At 72.7% G+C, this 11,885-nt stretch carries 11 protein-coding genes; 4 read left to right on the plus strand and 7 right to left on the minus strand.

All coding sequences use genetic code 11. From position 1 onward, the window contains the following. The first annotated feature begins 24 nt into the window (after positions 1–24). Positions 25–2,085 (plus strand): HelD family protein, encoded by a 2,061-nt coding sequence (locus ACZ4IF_RS17660; protein WP_467563848.1) that lies wholly within the window; start codon positions 25–27, stop codon positions 2,083–2,085. A 47-nt stretch (positions 2,086–2,132) separates the two neighbouring features. Here ACZ4IF_RS17660 and ACZ4IF_RS17665 read toward each other — a convergent pair whose 3' ends face one another. From ACZ4IF_RS17665 to ACZ4IF_RS17675, 3 genes are all read right to left on the minus strand, one after another. Then, positions 2,133–2,801 (minus strand): SDR family NAD(P)-dependent oxidoreductase, encoded by a 669-nt coding sequence (locus ACZ4IF_RS17665; protein ID WP_359488757.1) that lies wholly within the window; start codon positions 2,799–2,801, stop codon positions 2,133–2,135. Beyond that, entirely contained in the window at positions 2,798–3,658 is an 861-nt protein-coding gene (locus ACZ4IF_RS17670) for a nitroreductase/quinone reductase family protein (RefSeq protein ID WP_467563850.1), read from the minus strand. Before ACZ4IF_RS17670 ends, ACZ4IF_RS17665 begins: the two co-directional genes overlap by 4 nt. A 463-nt stretch (positions 3,659–4,121) precedes the next feature. After that, positions 4,122–5,051 carry a sigma-70 family RNA polymerase sigma factor gene (locus ACZ4IF_RS17675; RefSeq protein WP_467563852.1) on the minus strand — a complete coding sequence of 310 codons (930 nt, stop codon included), beginning with the start codon at positions 5,049–5,051 and terminating at the stop codon, positions 4,122–4,124. A 106-nt stretch (positions 5,052–5,157) separates the two neighbouring features. Between ACZ4IF_RS17675 and ACZ4IF_RS17680 the strand changes: the two genes are divergently transcribed. The 3 genes from ACZ4IF_RS17680 (at position 5,158) to rox (ending at position 8,290) form a co-directional block, all read left to right on the plus strand. Beyond that, on the plus strand, positions 5,158–6,003 hold the full coding sequence (locus ACZ4IF_RS17680) for an SDR family oxidoreductase (RefSeq protein ID WP_467563854.1): 846 nt from the start codon (positions 5,158–5,160) through the stop codon (positions 6,001–6,003). 7 nt (positions 6,004–6,010) lie between these two features. After that, positions 6,011–6,553 (plus strand): GNAT family N-acetyltransferase, encoded by a 543-nt coding sequence (locus tag ACZ4IF_RS17685; RefSeq protein WP_467563856.1) that lies wholly within the window; start codon positions 6,011–6,013, stop codon positions 6,551–6,553. Between the two features lie 309 nt (positions 6,554–6,862). After that, a complete protein-coding gene (gene rox, locus ACZ4IF_RS17690; RefSeq protein WP_467564280.1) occupies positions 6,863–8,290 on the plus strand; it encodes a rifampin monooxygenase in 1,428 nt (475 codons plus the stop codon). A gap of 127 nt (positions 8,291–8,417) precedes the next feature. Here the strand turns inward: rox and ACZ4IF_RS17695 are convergent, their stop codons facing one another. The 4 genes from ACZ4IF_RS17695 to ACZ4IF_RS17710 all read right to left on the minus strand — a co-directional run bounded on the left by ACZ4IF_RS17695 (position 8,418) and on the right by ACZ4IF_RS17710 (position 11,735). Further along, positions 8,418–9,209, minus strand: a complete 792-nt coding sequence (locus ACZ4IF_RS17695) for an ABC transporter permease (protein WP_467563858.1) — start codon at positions 9,207–9,209, stop codon at positions 8,418–8,420. After that, complete coding sequence (locus tag ACZ4IF_RS17700; protein WP_467563860.1) at positions 9,206–10,192, minus strand: ATP-binding cassette domain-containing protein; 987 nt, start codon at positions 10,190–10,192, stop codon at positions 9,206–9,208. Before ACZ4IF_RS17700 ends, ACZ4IF_RS17695 begins: the two co-directional genes overlap by 4 nt. 99 nt (positions 10,193–10,291) lie before the next feature. Beyond that, complete coding sequence (locus ACZ4IF_RS17705; protein ID WP_467563862.1) at positions 10,292–11,134, minus strand: DUF4097 family beta strand repeat-containing protein; 843 nt, start codon at positions 11,132–11,134, stop codon at positions 10,292–10,294. 82 nt (positions 11,135–11,216) lie between these two features. Further along, entirely contained in the window at positions 11,217–11,735 is a 519-nt protein-coding gene (locus tag ACZ4IF_RS17710) for a hypothetical protein (RefSeq protein WP_467563864.1), read from the minus strand. Positions 11,736–11,885 lie beyond the last annotated feature (150 nt).

Consider the following 11,885-nt stretch of genomic DNA (forward strand, 5'->3'; position numbering starts at 1 on the left):
ACGCATTCCGCTATCCTGGGTGGAATGACGCCACCCGACCCTGCCTCCGCACAGCCCGGCGCCCCGTCCCTCCGCGGCTCCCTCGACCGCGAGCGCGCCTACCACGACACCTGCCGTGCCGCCCTCGCCGCCATGGTCGAGGGCGCGCAGGAGCAGGTCTTCACCGGCGAGGACGTCTCCGCCTCCGGCGCCGACGCCGAAGTGCTCGGATACCAGTTCCGCAGCCGGGCGAAGGAGATGCGCGAACTGCCCCACGGGCCGCTGTTCTTCGGCAAGCTGGACTTCGAGCGCACCGGCGCGCAGGCCGGCGAACACGCCGGGCAGAGCTACCACGTCGGGCGGCTGCGGATCACCGAGCATCCTGCCTCCCCGCCCCTCGTCGTCGACTGGCGCGCGCCCGTCTCCCGCGCCTTCTACCAGGCGGGCGCCCACGACCCGCAGGGCGTCGCGGTCCGTCGCCGCTTCGGCTGGGCCCCCGGCAGCCGGGGCGACTCCGCCGACCTCACGGGGCTGGAGGACGAGCACATCGGAGCGGGGCAGACGCGCGACAGCCGGATCCTCACGGGCGAGATCGAGCGCCCTCGCATCGGCCCCATGCGCGACATCGCCGCGACCATCCAGCCCGACCAGGACGATCTCGTACGGGGTGACCTCACGGACTCGGTCTGTGTTCAAGGCGCCCCCGGCACCGGCAAGACGGCCGTCGGACTGCACCGGGCCGCGTACCTGCTCTACACGCATCCACAGCGCATCCGCCGCGGCGGACTGCTCATCCTCGGCCCCAACCGCACCTTCCTCTCGTACATCTCGGAGGTGCTGCCCGCGCTCGGCGAGACGGGGGTGCGGCAGTCGACCGTCGAGGACGAGATCGCCCGGCACCCGGTGACCGGCCGGGACGACGAGCGCGCCGCGGTCGTCAAGCACGACGCACGGATGGCCCGGGTGCTGCACCGGGCCCTGTACGGCGCCGTCGGCGGGCCCGTCGAGTCGCTGGCGGTGCCCGACGGTTCGTACCGCTGGCGTGTCCCGGCCGGCGCGCTCCGGCGCATCGTGGACGACGTACGGGCCGAGGAACCGCCGTACGCCGTCGGCCGCGAGCGCGTGCGGACACGGGTCGTGCGTCATGTGCGGGAACAGGCCGAGCGGCGATCCGGACCACAGACCCACGCGTGGGCACAGAGGATCGCGCGGGCCCGGCCGGTCACCGCCTACGTGGACGCGGTGTGGCCCCGGCAGCGCCCCGAGGAGGTGCTCACCCGGATCCTGACCGACGCGGACGCGCTGGCGGAGGCGGCCGACGGGATCCTCGACGCCGACGAGCAGAAGGCGGTCCTGTGGGGAAAGCCGCCGCGCTCCCACAAGTCCGCACGCTGGTCCGCCGCCGACCTCGTCCTGCTCGACGAGATCGCCGGACTCGTGGAACACCCCGAGGGGTACGGCCATGTCGTCATCGACGAGGCGCAGGACCTGTCACCCATGGAGTGCCGGGCCATCGCGCGGCGGGCCGCGTTCGGATCGCTGACCGTGCTCGGGGACCTCGCGCAGGGCACCACGCCCTGGGCGGCCCGCGACTGGAGCGAACTCCTCGCCCATCTGGGGAAGTCGGGCGCCGTCGTCGTCCCGCTGACGACCGGCTTCCGGGTGCCTGGCGCCGTCGTCGAGATCGCCAACCGGCTGCTGGACCGGCTCGACGTGGCGGTGCCGCCCGCCCGGGCCCTGCGCCGGGACGGCGCGGTGACGATCCGGCCCGTGTCCGACGTGCTGCCCGCGACCGTCGACGCGGTGCGCGCCGCGCTCGCGCAGGAGGGCTCCGTCGGGGTCATCGCCGCGGACAAGGACGCCGGACGGGTAGGGGAGGCGCTGAACGCCGCGGGCATCGAGGCGTCGGGCCCCGACGCACTGGGCGCACGCGTCGTGGTGGTGCCGGCCGGCCTCGCCAAGGGACTCGAGTACGACCATGTCGTCGCCGTCGAACCGGCCGCCGTCGCGGAGGCCGAGGCCCGCGGGCTGCACCGGCTGTACGTGGTGCTGACCCGGGCCGTGTCACGGCTGGACGTCGTCCACGCGCGGCCCCTGCCCTGGTGAGTCCGCCGCCGGTGAGCCGCGGTCACCGGAGGGGCGGCCGGTTCAGCTCACCAGGGCAGGGAGCGGCCGTCGCGGAAGAAGCCGCCGGTCGGGCCGTCGTCGGGGAGGGTGGCCGCCCAGACGACGCTCGCGGCGCCCTCCTCGACGGGCCGCCCGCCCGGGCCGCCCATGTCGGTGGCCACCCAGCCCGGGCAGACGGCGTTCACCAGCACGCCGTCGCCGCGCAGTTCGGCGGCGAGCATGCGGGTGAGGGCGTTGAGGGCCGCCTTGGACGCGGAGTAGGCGGGCGTGCCCCCGCCCATGCCCGCGAGGGACGCGGCCTCGCTGGACACGTTCACGATCCGCGGGTGCGCGCTCGCGCGGAGCAGGGGGAGCAGTGCCTGGGTCAGCCGCCAGGGGCCGTAGAGATTCGTCTCGGCGGCCTCCCGGACGACGTCGAGGTCCGCGGTGGTCGCACGCTGCCAGGTGTCGTACGTGATCGCCGCGTTGTTGACGAGGACGTCGAGGGCGTCGAGGTCCCGGGCGAGGGCGGTGATGTCGGCCTCGGAGGTGACGTCGAGGCGCAGGGGGCGGGCGTCCGGGCCCACGGCTCGTGCCGCCTCGGCGGCGGCCTCGGCCGAACGGGCGGTCACGAGGACGGTGTGCCCGGCGGCGGCGAGCTGCCGGGCGACCTCGCGCCCGATCCCGCGGTTGGCGCCGGTGACGAGTGCGATCACCGCGGCGCCCCCGGGGCGGCCGGTGCGGCCAGGAGGGGAATCAAGTGCTCCTCCTCGTAGGTCAGATGGGCTTCCAGTTCGGTCGTGAGGCGTTCCACGTCGGAGCGTACGCGGCCGGGTCCCGTGCCGGGCGCCGCGACGGCCCGGCGCAGCTCTTCGAGGAGTTCCGCGATCCGCTCGTGTTCGCGGCGCAGCCGGTCCAGTACGGGGGCGAGCCGGGGGTGGCGGTCGGCGAGCATCGGGAAGATGCCGAGGCCCTCACCGGTGTGGTGGTGGTGCAGGCCCTGGCAGAGGGTGAGGCAGTTGACGCGCAGCTGGGCGCCCAGCGCCGCCCCCTGCCGTGTCACCTCCTCCCGGATCAGGGCGAGTTCGCGCCGGAAGGCGTCGTGGACCACCTTCAGTCCCTCGGCCATGGAACTCGCGTTCATCTGCGGCGGGCCGTCCTTCGGGATCGCGCGGAGGGCGACGACGGGAATCACCCGGTCGGTCTTCGCCTGGTACTCCGCCCACCCCGGGTCCGCCTCCACCGCACGCGCGAAGACACGGTCGCGCTCCGGGCGTTCGAGCACGTGGGCCTCCGCCTCGTAGACGAAGACGCCGTCCTCGACGGTGACGCGGGGGTGCGCGAGGAGATTGCGGTACCAGTCCGGGTGGTGGGGCGCGCCGCCCGCCGAGGCGATGACGAGGACCTGCTCGCTCCCGTCGGGGTAGTAGCCGAGGGGGGTCGTGTGCGGGGCGCCCGTCCGGACGCCGGTGGTCGTCAGCAGGAGCAGCCGGGCCTTCTCGAAAGGGCCGCCGACCCGTCCGCCGCCTGCCCGGAATTCCTCGACGATCCGCTGGTTGAACTCGTTGGGCATTCTTTTCCCTCTCCCTTTTTCGGGCAGGTCGAATTGCCGCGTGGCGCATTCGGGCACGCGGTGGTGGACATGCGTGTGAAGACGCGCGCCGAAGGGGGACGGAGTCCTGCGCAGGGGGCGCGCGTGGAGGACGTACGGAAGGCCGTACGGAGACACGACGGTCCGGGGACGCCCTGCGGGGACGCGGCCCGACGGTGTCGTACGGGGATGTCGCCGCAGGTGGAGGGCGTACGCGGACGGCGCACGGAAAAGAAGGGGAGGGCGGGGCTCTACCCCGCCCCGGCCTCACTCGGAGGCCGGGCAACCAACTCGCTCACGGCACAAGGCCGACCCGGCAGTCATGGGAGCACATTAAAGGAACGTGCCGCGCCGGCGCAATGCCGTATTTCCGCGCCGGGGCATTCCGGCCGGACCGGCCTGCTTTTCCCGGGAACGGTATTTCCCCGTGTCAGCTCCTCCCGGGTCACGAGGTCTTCCCCTGTGTCGTGGGGTCTGCCGGCCGCGCCGGGTCCCGCGGAACCGCGACCTCGACCTCGCGCAGCCGGTCCGGGTCGGCGACGACGCGGATCGCGGTGACGCGGCCGTCGTCCGCGAAGTCGAAGGCGAGGACCAGGGCGAGGCGGCCGAAGGGAGCCATCGCCAGGCCGACCGTGCCGTCGAGGAGGGCGACGCCGGTGAAGCGGGCGCGGCCGGTGGCGGCCATCGCGCCCTCGGCGACGGGGACGGCACCGCTGACGACGACCGGTGCGGGCGTGGGGATGACGGACGCGTCGGCGTGCAGGATCACGTCCGGGTGGAGCAGGGCGACCAGGGCGTCGAAGTTCCCGCCGCGGGTGGCGTCCAGGAAGGCCTCGACGACCCGCCGACGGCGCGTCAGATCGGTGTCCGGCAGGGGCGAGACCCCTTTCACCCGGCGCCGGGCGCGACTGGCGAGCTGCCGTACCGCGGCGGGGGACTTCTCCAGCATCGGGCCGATCTCGTCGAAGGGCACGGAGAACATGTCGTGCAGCACGAAGGCGAGCCGCTCGGCCGGGGAGAGCGTGTCCAGGACCACGAGCATCGCGACGCCGACCGAGTCGGCGAGCGCGGCCTCCTCCTCGGGATCGCCGCCGTCCTCGGGCGGGACGGGTGCGTCGACCGCCCGGAGGTCGAGAGGCTCCTCGCGCCGCGCCTTACGGGTGCGGAGCGTGTTGAGGCACACCCGCGTCACGATCGTGGTCAGCCAGCCGGCCGGGTTCCCCACGCCCTCGGTGCCGGCGCGGTCGGCCCGCAACCAGGTCTCCTGGACGGCGTCCTCCGCCTCGGTCACCGACCCGAGCATCCGGTACGCGACGGCCCGCAGATGCGTCCGGTGCTCCTCGAACCACTCGGCCGGCCATGCGCTCTCGCCCACCGTGTCACATTCCCTTCGCGCGGCGTGTCAGCGAAGTAGAACACCCAAAACCCGTTGAGGGCACCGGAATTCGATCGTCCCGGCCCTCATGGAACAAGGAGTGGCAATGGCTTTCGACACGTCGATCATCCTGGTCACGGGCGGTACCGGCACGCTCGGACGGCTCGTCGTCCCGCTGCTGCGCGAGGCGGGGCGCGAGGTGCGGGTGCTCAGCCGGCACGGCCGGCCCACCGGCGGAGGGGGAGGTGCGGACGCCGACGGCGTCGACCACGTGGCCGTGGACCTTCTCGACGGCGAGGGCATCGGGACGGCGCTGGAAGGGGTCGGCACCGTGGTGCACCTCGCGGGTGGTCCCAAGGGCGACGACATCGCGACCCGCAACCTGGTCCGGGCGGCGCGGTCCGCGGACGTACGGCACGTCGTCCTCATCTCGGTCATCGGCGCGGACCGGGTGCCGCTGGCCTGGCTCAGGTCGAAGCTGGCCGCCGAACGGGCGGTGGCCGAGTCGGGGCTGCCGTGGACGACGCTGCGGGCGGCCCAGTTCCACGAACTGACCCTGAAGACGGTGCGGGCGATGGCGAAGTCGCCCGTTTTCCCGGTGCCGGGCGGGCTGCGCCTCCAGCCGGTCGACGCGCGTGACGTGGCGGCCCGCATCGCGGAACTCGCCCTCGGCGGACCGTCCGGGCTGGTGCCCGACCTCGCGGGACCCGAGGTGTACGGCCTCGGCGACCTGGCCCGCGGATACCTGAAGGCGTCCGGGAAGCGCCGTCCGACGATCCCGGTCCGCATACCCGGCAAGGCGGGCCGCGCCTACCGGGCGGGCGACAACCTCACGCTCGACGGGGCGGACACCGGGAAACGGACGTGGGAGGACTTCCTTGCGGAGCACGTCGGCCGGGACGGTTCTCCGGCCTCGCGGACTGCCCCGGGCCCCGGGCGCCGGTCCATATGATCACCCCATGATCGAAGGCAAGTTGGTGCGACTGCGGGCGCTGAGCGCCGAGGACCTGGACGCACACGTGCGCTGGCGGAACGACCCGGAGGTCGTGCACTGGGCCACCGGCGGCAATCCGCAGTTCGGCCCCGTCACACGGGAGGCCCTGGCGTCCTTCCACGAGGTCCGGCTCCGCGACGACCCGCGTTCCGAGAGCACGTTCACCGTGGAGGACCGGGCCGACGGCCGTGCGATCGGCATGGCCGACTACCGCGACCTCGACCCGTTCACCGGCCGGGCCACGGTCGGCATCACCATCGGCGAACGGGACCGCTGGGGCGGCGGCTACGGCTCCGAGGCGCTGCGCCTGCTGCTGGGCCACCTCTTCGGCGCCTGCCGCCTGCGCCGCGTCGACCTGGAGACCTGGAGCGGCAACGAGCGCGCCGTCCGCGCCTTCCGCGCGGCCGGTTTCGTCGAGGAGGGCCGCCGCAGGGCCGCCGTACGCGTGGGCGACACCTGGCACGACGAGGTGCTGTTCGGACTCCTGAAGGAGGAGTGGACGGCGTAGCGGCCCGGCGGCGGACGCCCACCGGGAGCGGCCCGGAGGACGGGGCGGGTCCGGAGGCGGGAACGGTCCGGGAGCCGCGAGCGGGCCCGTGGGCGGGAACGGTTCCTGGGACGAGGACGGGCCCCGGAGACGAGTGCGCGCCTGGGACCAGAAGGGTCCGGAGACGACAAAAGGCAAGGAGTCCCTGCTCCTCGCCACTCTCAACGTATAGCGCACAGGGGGCCTTGCGGCAAGGCCCGGTCCGTGCCGCACAATCGTCCGCCGAGGCCAGGACCTGCACCTACGCAATCTCGTTGAATGGGCGTGCTGATGATGGACGTGATCGTGGTCGGCGGCGGACCGACCGGCCTGATGCTGGCCGGCGAGTTGCGGCTGCACGGTGTGAACGTGGTGGTGCTGGAGAAGCTGACCGAGCCGACCAAGGAGACCCGCGGGCGCGGTCTGCACGCGCGCAGCGTCGAGGTGATGGATCAGCGCGGCCTGCTGGACCGGTTCCTCGCGGTCAGCGACACGTTCCAGGTCGGCGGACTCTTCGGCGGCATCGTCAAGCCGTGGCCGGACCGGCTGGACACGGCGCACCCGTACGGACTCTCCACCCTCCAGCCGGCCACCGAGCGCCTGCTCCGCGAGCGTGCCCTCGAACTCGGTACCGAGATCCGGCGGGGCTGCGAGGTGGTCGGGCTGAGCCAGGACGAGGACGGGGTGACCGTCGAGCTGGCGGACGGCACGCGGCTGCGTTCGCGCTACGTCGTCGGCTGCGACGGCGGCCGCAGCGTGGTCCGCAAGCTGATCGGCGCAGGTTTCCCCGGCGTGCCCGCCACGGTCGAGACGCTGCTGGGCGACATGGAGCTGGCCGAGGACCCGGCGACGGTCGAGGCCGTCGTCGCGGAGGTCCGCAGGACCCAGCTGCGGTTCGGCACCATCGCCAACGACGACGGCACGTACCGCGTCGTCGTCCCCGCCGCCGACGTGTCCGAGGAGCGGGCGACCGCGCCGACCTTCGACGAGTTCAAGCAGCAGATGCGGGCCGTCGCGGGCACCGACTTCGGCGTGCACTCGCCGCGCTGGCTGTCCCGGTTCGGGGATGCCACCCGGCAGGCCGAGCGGTACCGGGTGGGGCGGGTGCTGCTGGCAGGCGACGCGGCGCACATCCACCCGCCGACCGGCGGGCAGGGGCTCAACCTCGGCGTGCAGGACGCGTTCAACCTCGGCTGGAAGCTGGCCGCCGAGGTGGCCGGCTGGGCGCCGGAGGGGCTGCTGGACAGCTATCACGCCGAACGCCATCCGGTGGGCGCCGCCGTGCTGGACAACACCCGCGCGCAGATCACCCTGCTGGGGACCGATCCGGGCGCGACCGCCCTGCGGGAGCTGTTCTCGAAGCTGATGGACTTCGAGGAGGTGAACGCGTACGTGACCGGACTGATCACCGCGGTCGGGGTCCGCTACGACTTCGGCGAGGGCCACGAACTGCTCGGCCGGCGGCTGCGGGACGTGAAGCTGAAGCAGGGGCGTCTCTACGAGCTGATGCACGGCGGCCGGGGACTGCTGCTCGATCGGACCGGACGGCTCTCGGTCACGGGCTGGGCGGACCGGGTCGACCATGTCGTCGACGCCGGCGAGGAGTTGGACGTGCCCGCGGTGCTGCTCCGGCCGGACGGTCACGTGGCGTGGGTCGGTGAGGACCAGCGGGATCTGCTCGACCGTCTGCCGAAGTGGTTCGGCGCCGCCACCGGCTGAGCAGGCCGAGGGGGCGCCGACGCGGAGCCGGAACAGAGGGACGGGGCGGCGCACGCCGACGCGGAGTCGGAGTACGCCGCCCTTGGGCGGTGCGGGCCGCGACAGGCTGGCCGCGCCGTCGCCGCGGCTACTTCGGGTCGCGGTCGAAGACCGACTTCGACCAGAAGGAGCCGAGTGCGCACAGAGCCAGGCACCAGCCGACCGCGAGCCATCCGTCGTGCCCGATCCCGGTGCCGAGCAGCAGCCCGCGCAGGGTCTCGATGGCGGGGGTGAAGGGCTGGTACTCGGCGATCGGCTGGAACCAGCCCGGCATGGCGTCGACCGGGACGAAGGCGCTGGAGATGAGCGGGAGGAAGATCAGCGGCAGCGCGTTGTTGCTGGCCGCCTCGGCGTTCGGGCTGACCATGCCCATCCCGACCGCGATCCAGGTGAGCGCCAGGGAGAACAGTACGAGCAGCCCGAACGCCGCGATCCACTCCACAGCGGTGGCGTCCGTGGCCCGGAACCCCATGGCCACCGCGACGGCCCCGACGAGGAGCACGCTCGTCACACACTGCAGCACACTGCCGACGACGTGCCCGACGAGCACGGAGCCGCGGTGGATCGCCATCGTGCGGAAGCGGGCGATGATGCCCTCGGACATGTCCATGGAGACGGACACCGCGCTGCCGACCGTGGTGCCGCCGACGGTCATCAGCAGGACGCCGGGTACGAGGTAGGCGATGTACGCGGAGCGGTCGGCACCGCCGCCGCCGATGCCCGCGCTCATCACGTCGCCGAAGACGTAGACGAAGAGCAGCAGCAGCATGACCGGCGTGAGCAGCAGGTTCAGGGTGAGGGACGGGTAGCGCCGTACGTGCAGCAGATTGCGGCGCAGCATCGTGGTCGAGTCGCGCACGGCGAGGGACAGGGAGCTCATCGGACAGCCATGCCTTTCTTGTCGGTCCGGCCGGTGCCGCCGGTCAGGGCGAAGAAGACGTCGTCGAGGTCGGGGGTGTGCACGGTCAGCTCGTCGGCCTCGACACCCGCCGCGTCCAGCCGGTCGAGCAGGGTGCGCAGCGCCCGCTGGGTGCCGTCGCTGGGGATCTGGAGCGTCAGTGCCTCGTCGTCCCCGGTGATCTCGGGCAGCGCGGCGGCGGCGCTCCGGTACGCGGCCGGATCGGAGAAGCGGAGGCGGACATGGCCTCCGGGGATCAGGCGTTTCAGTTCCTCGGCGGTGCCCTGGGCGACGATCCTGCCGTCGTTGAGCACGGCGATCCCGTCGGCGAGTTCGTCGGCCTCGTCCAGGTACTGGGTGGTGAGGAAGACGGTGACGCCGTCGGTGACCAGCTCGCGGATGATCTGCCACATGGTGTGGCGTGAGCGGGGGTCGAGGCCGGTGGTGGGCTCGTCGAGGAAGATGATCCGCGGGCTGCCGACCAGAGTCATGGCGATGTCGAGGCGGCGCTTCATGCCGCCGGAGTAGGTGGAGGCGGGCTTCTTCGCCGCGTCGGTGAGGTCGAAGAGCTCCAGCAGTTCGGCGGTGACCCGTCGTCCCTCCTGCTTGGACAGGTGGTGCAGGTCGGCCATGAGGAGCATGTTCTCCTCGCCGGTGATCAGCCCGTCGACGGCGGAGAACTGGCCGGTGACACCGATCGCGGCGCGCACTCCGTCCGGTGACGTGGCGACGTCGTGTCCCGCGACCTGGGCCTGGCCGCCGTCGGCGGTGATGAGCGTGGACAGGATCTGCACGGTGGTCGTCTTGCCGGCCCCGTTCGGCCCGAGCAGCGCGAACACGGACCCGGCGGGGACGCGCAGATCGATGCCGTCGAGGACGGTCTTGTCGCCGTACGACTTGCGCAGACCGATGGCGGAGAGGGCGGCGGGCGACTGCGGACCGTCGTCCTGCCTGGGCGTGGGCATGACAGAAGAAGGCATGGAGCCCTCCGATCGAAGGCTGAAGTGGGCGGAGAGTGGGTCGGTCGACGGCGCGGCACTCAGGGCCGGTCGGCGAGGCGGTGCTCAGGCCTTGGCGCGGCGGACGTCGATGTTGCCGTGCCGGGTGCGGGCGCGGACCTCGACCGTGTCCTCGGTCTGCTCCGGGGTGTCGGACGCGGTGAGCGCGTTGCGGACCTGGCCGGAGCCCGAGCTGACGTCGAGCCAGGCGGCCGTGCCCTCGCGGACGCCGACCTCGATGGCGCCGTAGTTGGTCTCCAACTGGACCGTGCCGCGCGCCACTTCGCCCACCCGCAGGGTGCCGTGCGCGGTGGTGGCGGTGACCGAGTTCTCGGCGCGCCGGATCTCGATGTCGCCGTTGGCGCCGCTCACCCGCAGCTCGCCGGTCGCGGCGCCGACGGTCGTGGTGCCGTGGGAGTTCTTCAGGACGGCGGGACCGTCGACGAGGCCGACGCGCAGGCTGCCGGAGCTGGTGGTGATCTCGGCCGTGCCCTCGACGCGGTCCACGGTGATCGATCCGTGCGACGCCTTCAGGTGCAGCGGGCCGGTGGTGTCGAGCCGGACGTCGCCCGACGAGGTCTTCACACGGACCTCGCCGAGCCGGCCCTCGCCCAGCACCTGGGCCCAGGCGCCGGTCATGTCGATGCGCGAGCCCGTGGGCAGTTCGACCGTGATGTCGACGGTGCCGGTGCGGCCGAACAGGTTGGACTTGGGTGTCCTGACGGTCAGAGCGCCGCTCACGTACGTGACCTCGGTCTGGTCGGCCGCCCGCACGTCCAGGTCCTTCTTCGGGTCGCGGGGCCGTACCTCGACGACCGTGTCGAGGCGGTCGCCCGCGGTGAACTGGATGGAACCGGCCTCCACGTGCGCCGTGGCCGAGATCGCTTCGGGAGTGTCGAAAGAAGGCATGGCTGTCCCGTCCTCTTGGGTCTTCAGGCCGTCCCCGCTGGTGGGACGTGGTGTGGGTGAGGTGGTGCGGGCGGCGGTGCGGTTAGCGCACCCAGCCCGTGAAGCTCTGGCCGACGGTCTGGGTCTTCTCCGGCGTACGCGGCCGGGCGCCGCTGTCGACCGCGGCCGACACGGCCCGCACCAGCCAGGCGTTGACCGACAGGCCCTCGCGGCCCGCGGCCTCCTCGGCGCGTGCCTTGAGATGGGCCGGCAGGCGCAGATTGACGCGGGCGGTGGCGCCCTCGTCGCCCTCGGCGGGAGCCGGGGCCCTGAGCGGTTCGAAGGGTGCGGCGGACTCCATGGGGGCGGGACCGTCGGTGGGCGGCGGTGTCACCACGAAGTCGGGGTCCAGCCCGCGCAGTCGTACGTCGACCGAGCCGGGGGCGAGCTCGCGGGTGATCTCGTCCATCGCGGCGGAGAGCACATTGAGCAGCGTCAGCCGGGTCGCCGACTCCAGGGGAGCCGTGAGCCGCTCGGCCAGCTCGCGGGCTTCGTCCCCGCCGGCTTCGGCGGCCACCGCTAGTTCGCGGCGGAGGGTGTCGACATACGGGGTGAGGTCCATGACGCCATCATGGCGCCATGGTGGTGCCATATGCAAGTCCGTAGTGCCACCTTTTTGGAGTGGGTGGGGAGGGTGAGCTTTTGACCTGCGAAAACGTGAAGAAGGCGGCCTGATTCATTCTGGTGTCAGGCGTGCTCGCGAGTCTCGTGG

It is taken from the genome of Streptomyces sp. NPDC025784, assembly GCF_055558435.1.

What these genes read in the sequence shown, in the direction of transcription:
- ACZ4IF_RS17700 (WP_467563860.1), bottom strand. Translation starts at nt 10,192, where the DNA reads ATGCCCACGCCCAGGCAGGACGACGGTCCGCAGTCGCCCGCCGCCCTC.
- ACZ4IF_RS17670 (WP_467563850.1), bottom strand. Translation starts at nt 3,658, where the DNA reads ATGCCCAACGAGTTCAACCAGCGGATCGTCGAGGAATTCCGGGCAGGC.
- ACZ4IF_RS17680 (WP_467563854.1), top strand. Translation starts at nt 5,158, where the DNA reads ATGGCTTTCGACACGTCGATCATCCTGGTCACGGGCGGTACCGGCACG.
- ACZ4IF_RS17685 (WP_467563856.1), top strand. Translation starts at nt 6,011, where the DNA reads ATGATCGAAGGCAAGTTGGTGCGACTGCGGGCGCTGAGCGCCGAGGAC.
- ACZ4IF_RS17710 (WP_467563864.1), bottom strand. Translation starts at nt 11,735, where the DNA reads ATGGACCTCACCCCGTATGTCGACACCCTCCGCCGCGAACTAGCGGTG.
- ACZ4IF_RS17705 (WP_467563862.1), bottom strand. Translation starts at nt 11,134, where the DNA reads ATGCCTTCTTTCGACACTCCCGAAGCGATCTCGGCCACGGCGCACGTG.
- ACZ4IF_RS17695 (WP_467563858.1), bottom strand. Translation starts at nt 9,209, where the DNA reads ATGAGCTCCCTGTCCCTCGCCGTGCGCGACTCGACCACGATGCTGCGC.
- ACZ4IF_RS17660 (WP_467563848.1), top strand. Translation starts at nt 25, where the DNA reads ATGACGCCACCCGACCCTGCCTCCGCACAGCCCGGCGCCCCGTCCCTC.
- rox (WP_467564280.1), top strand. Translation starts at nt 6,863, where the DNA reads ATGATGGACGTGATCGTGGTCGGCGGCGGACCGACCGGCCTGATGCTG.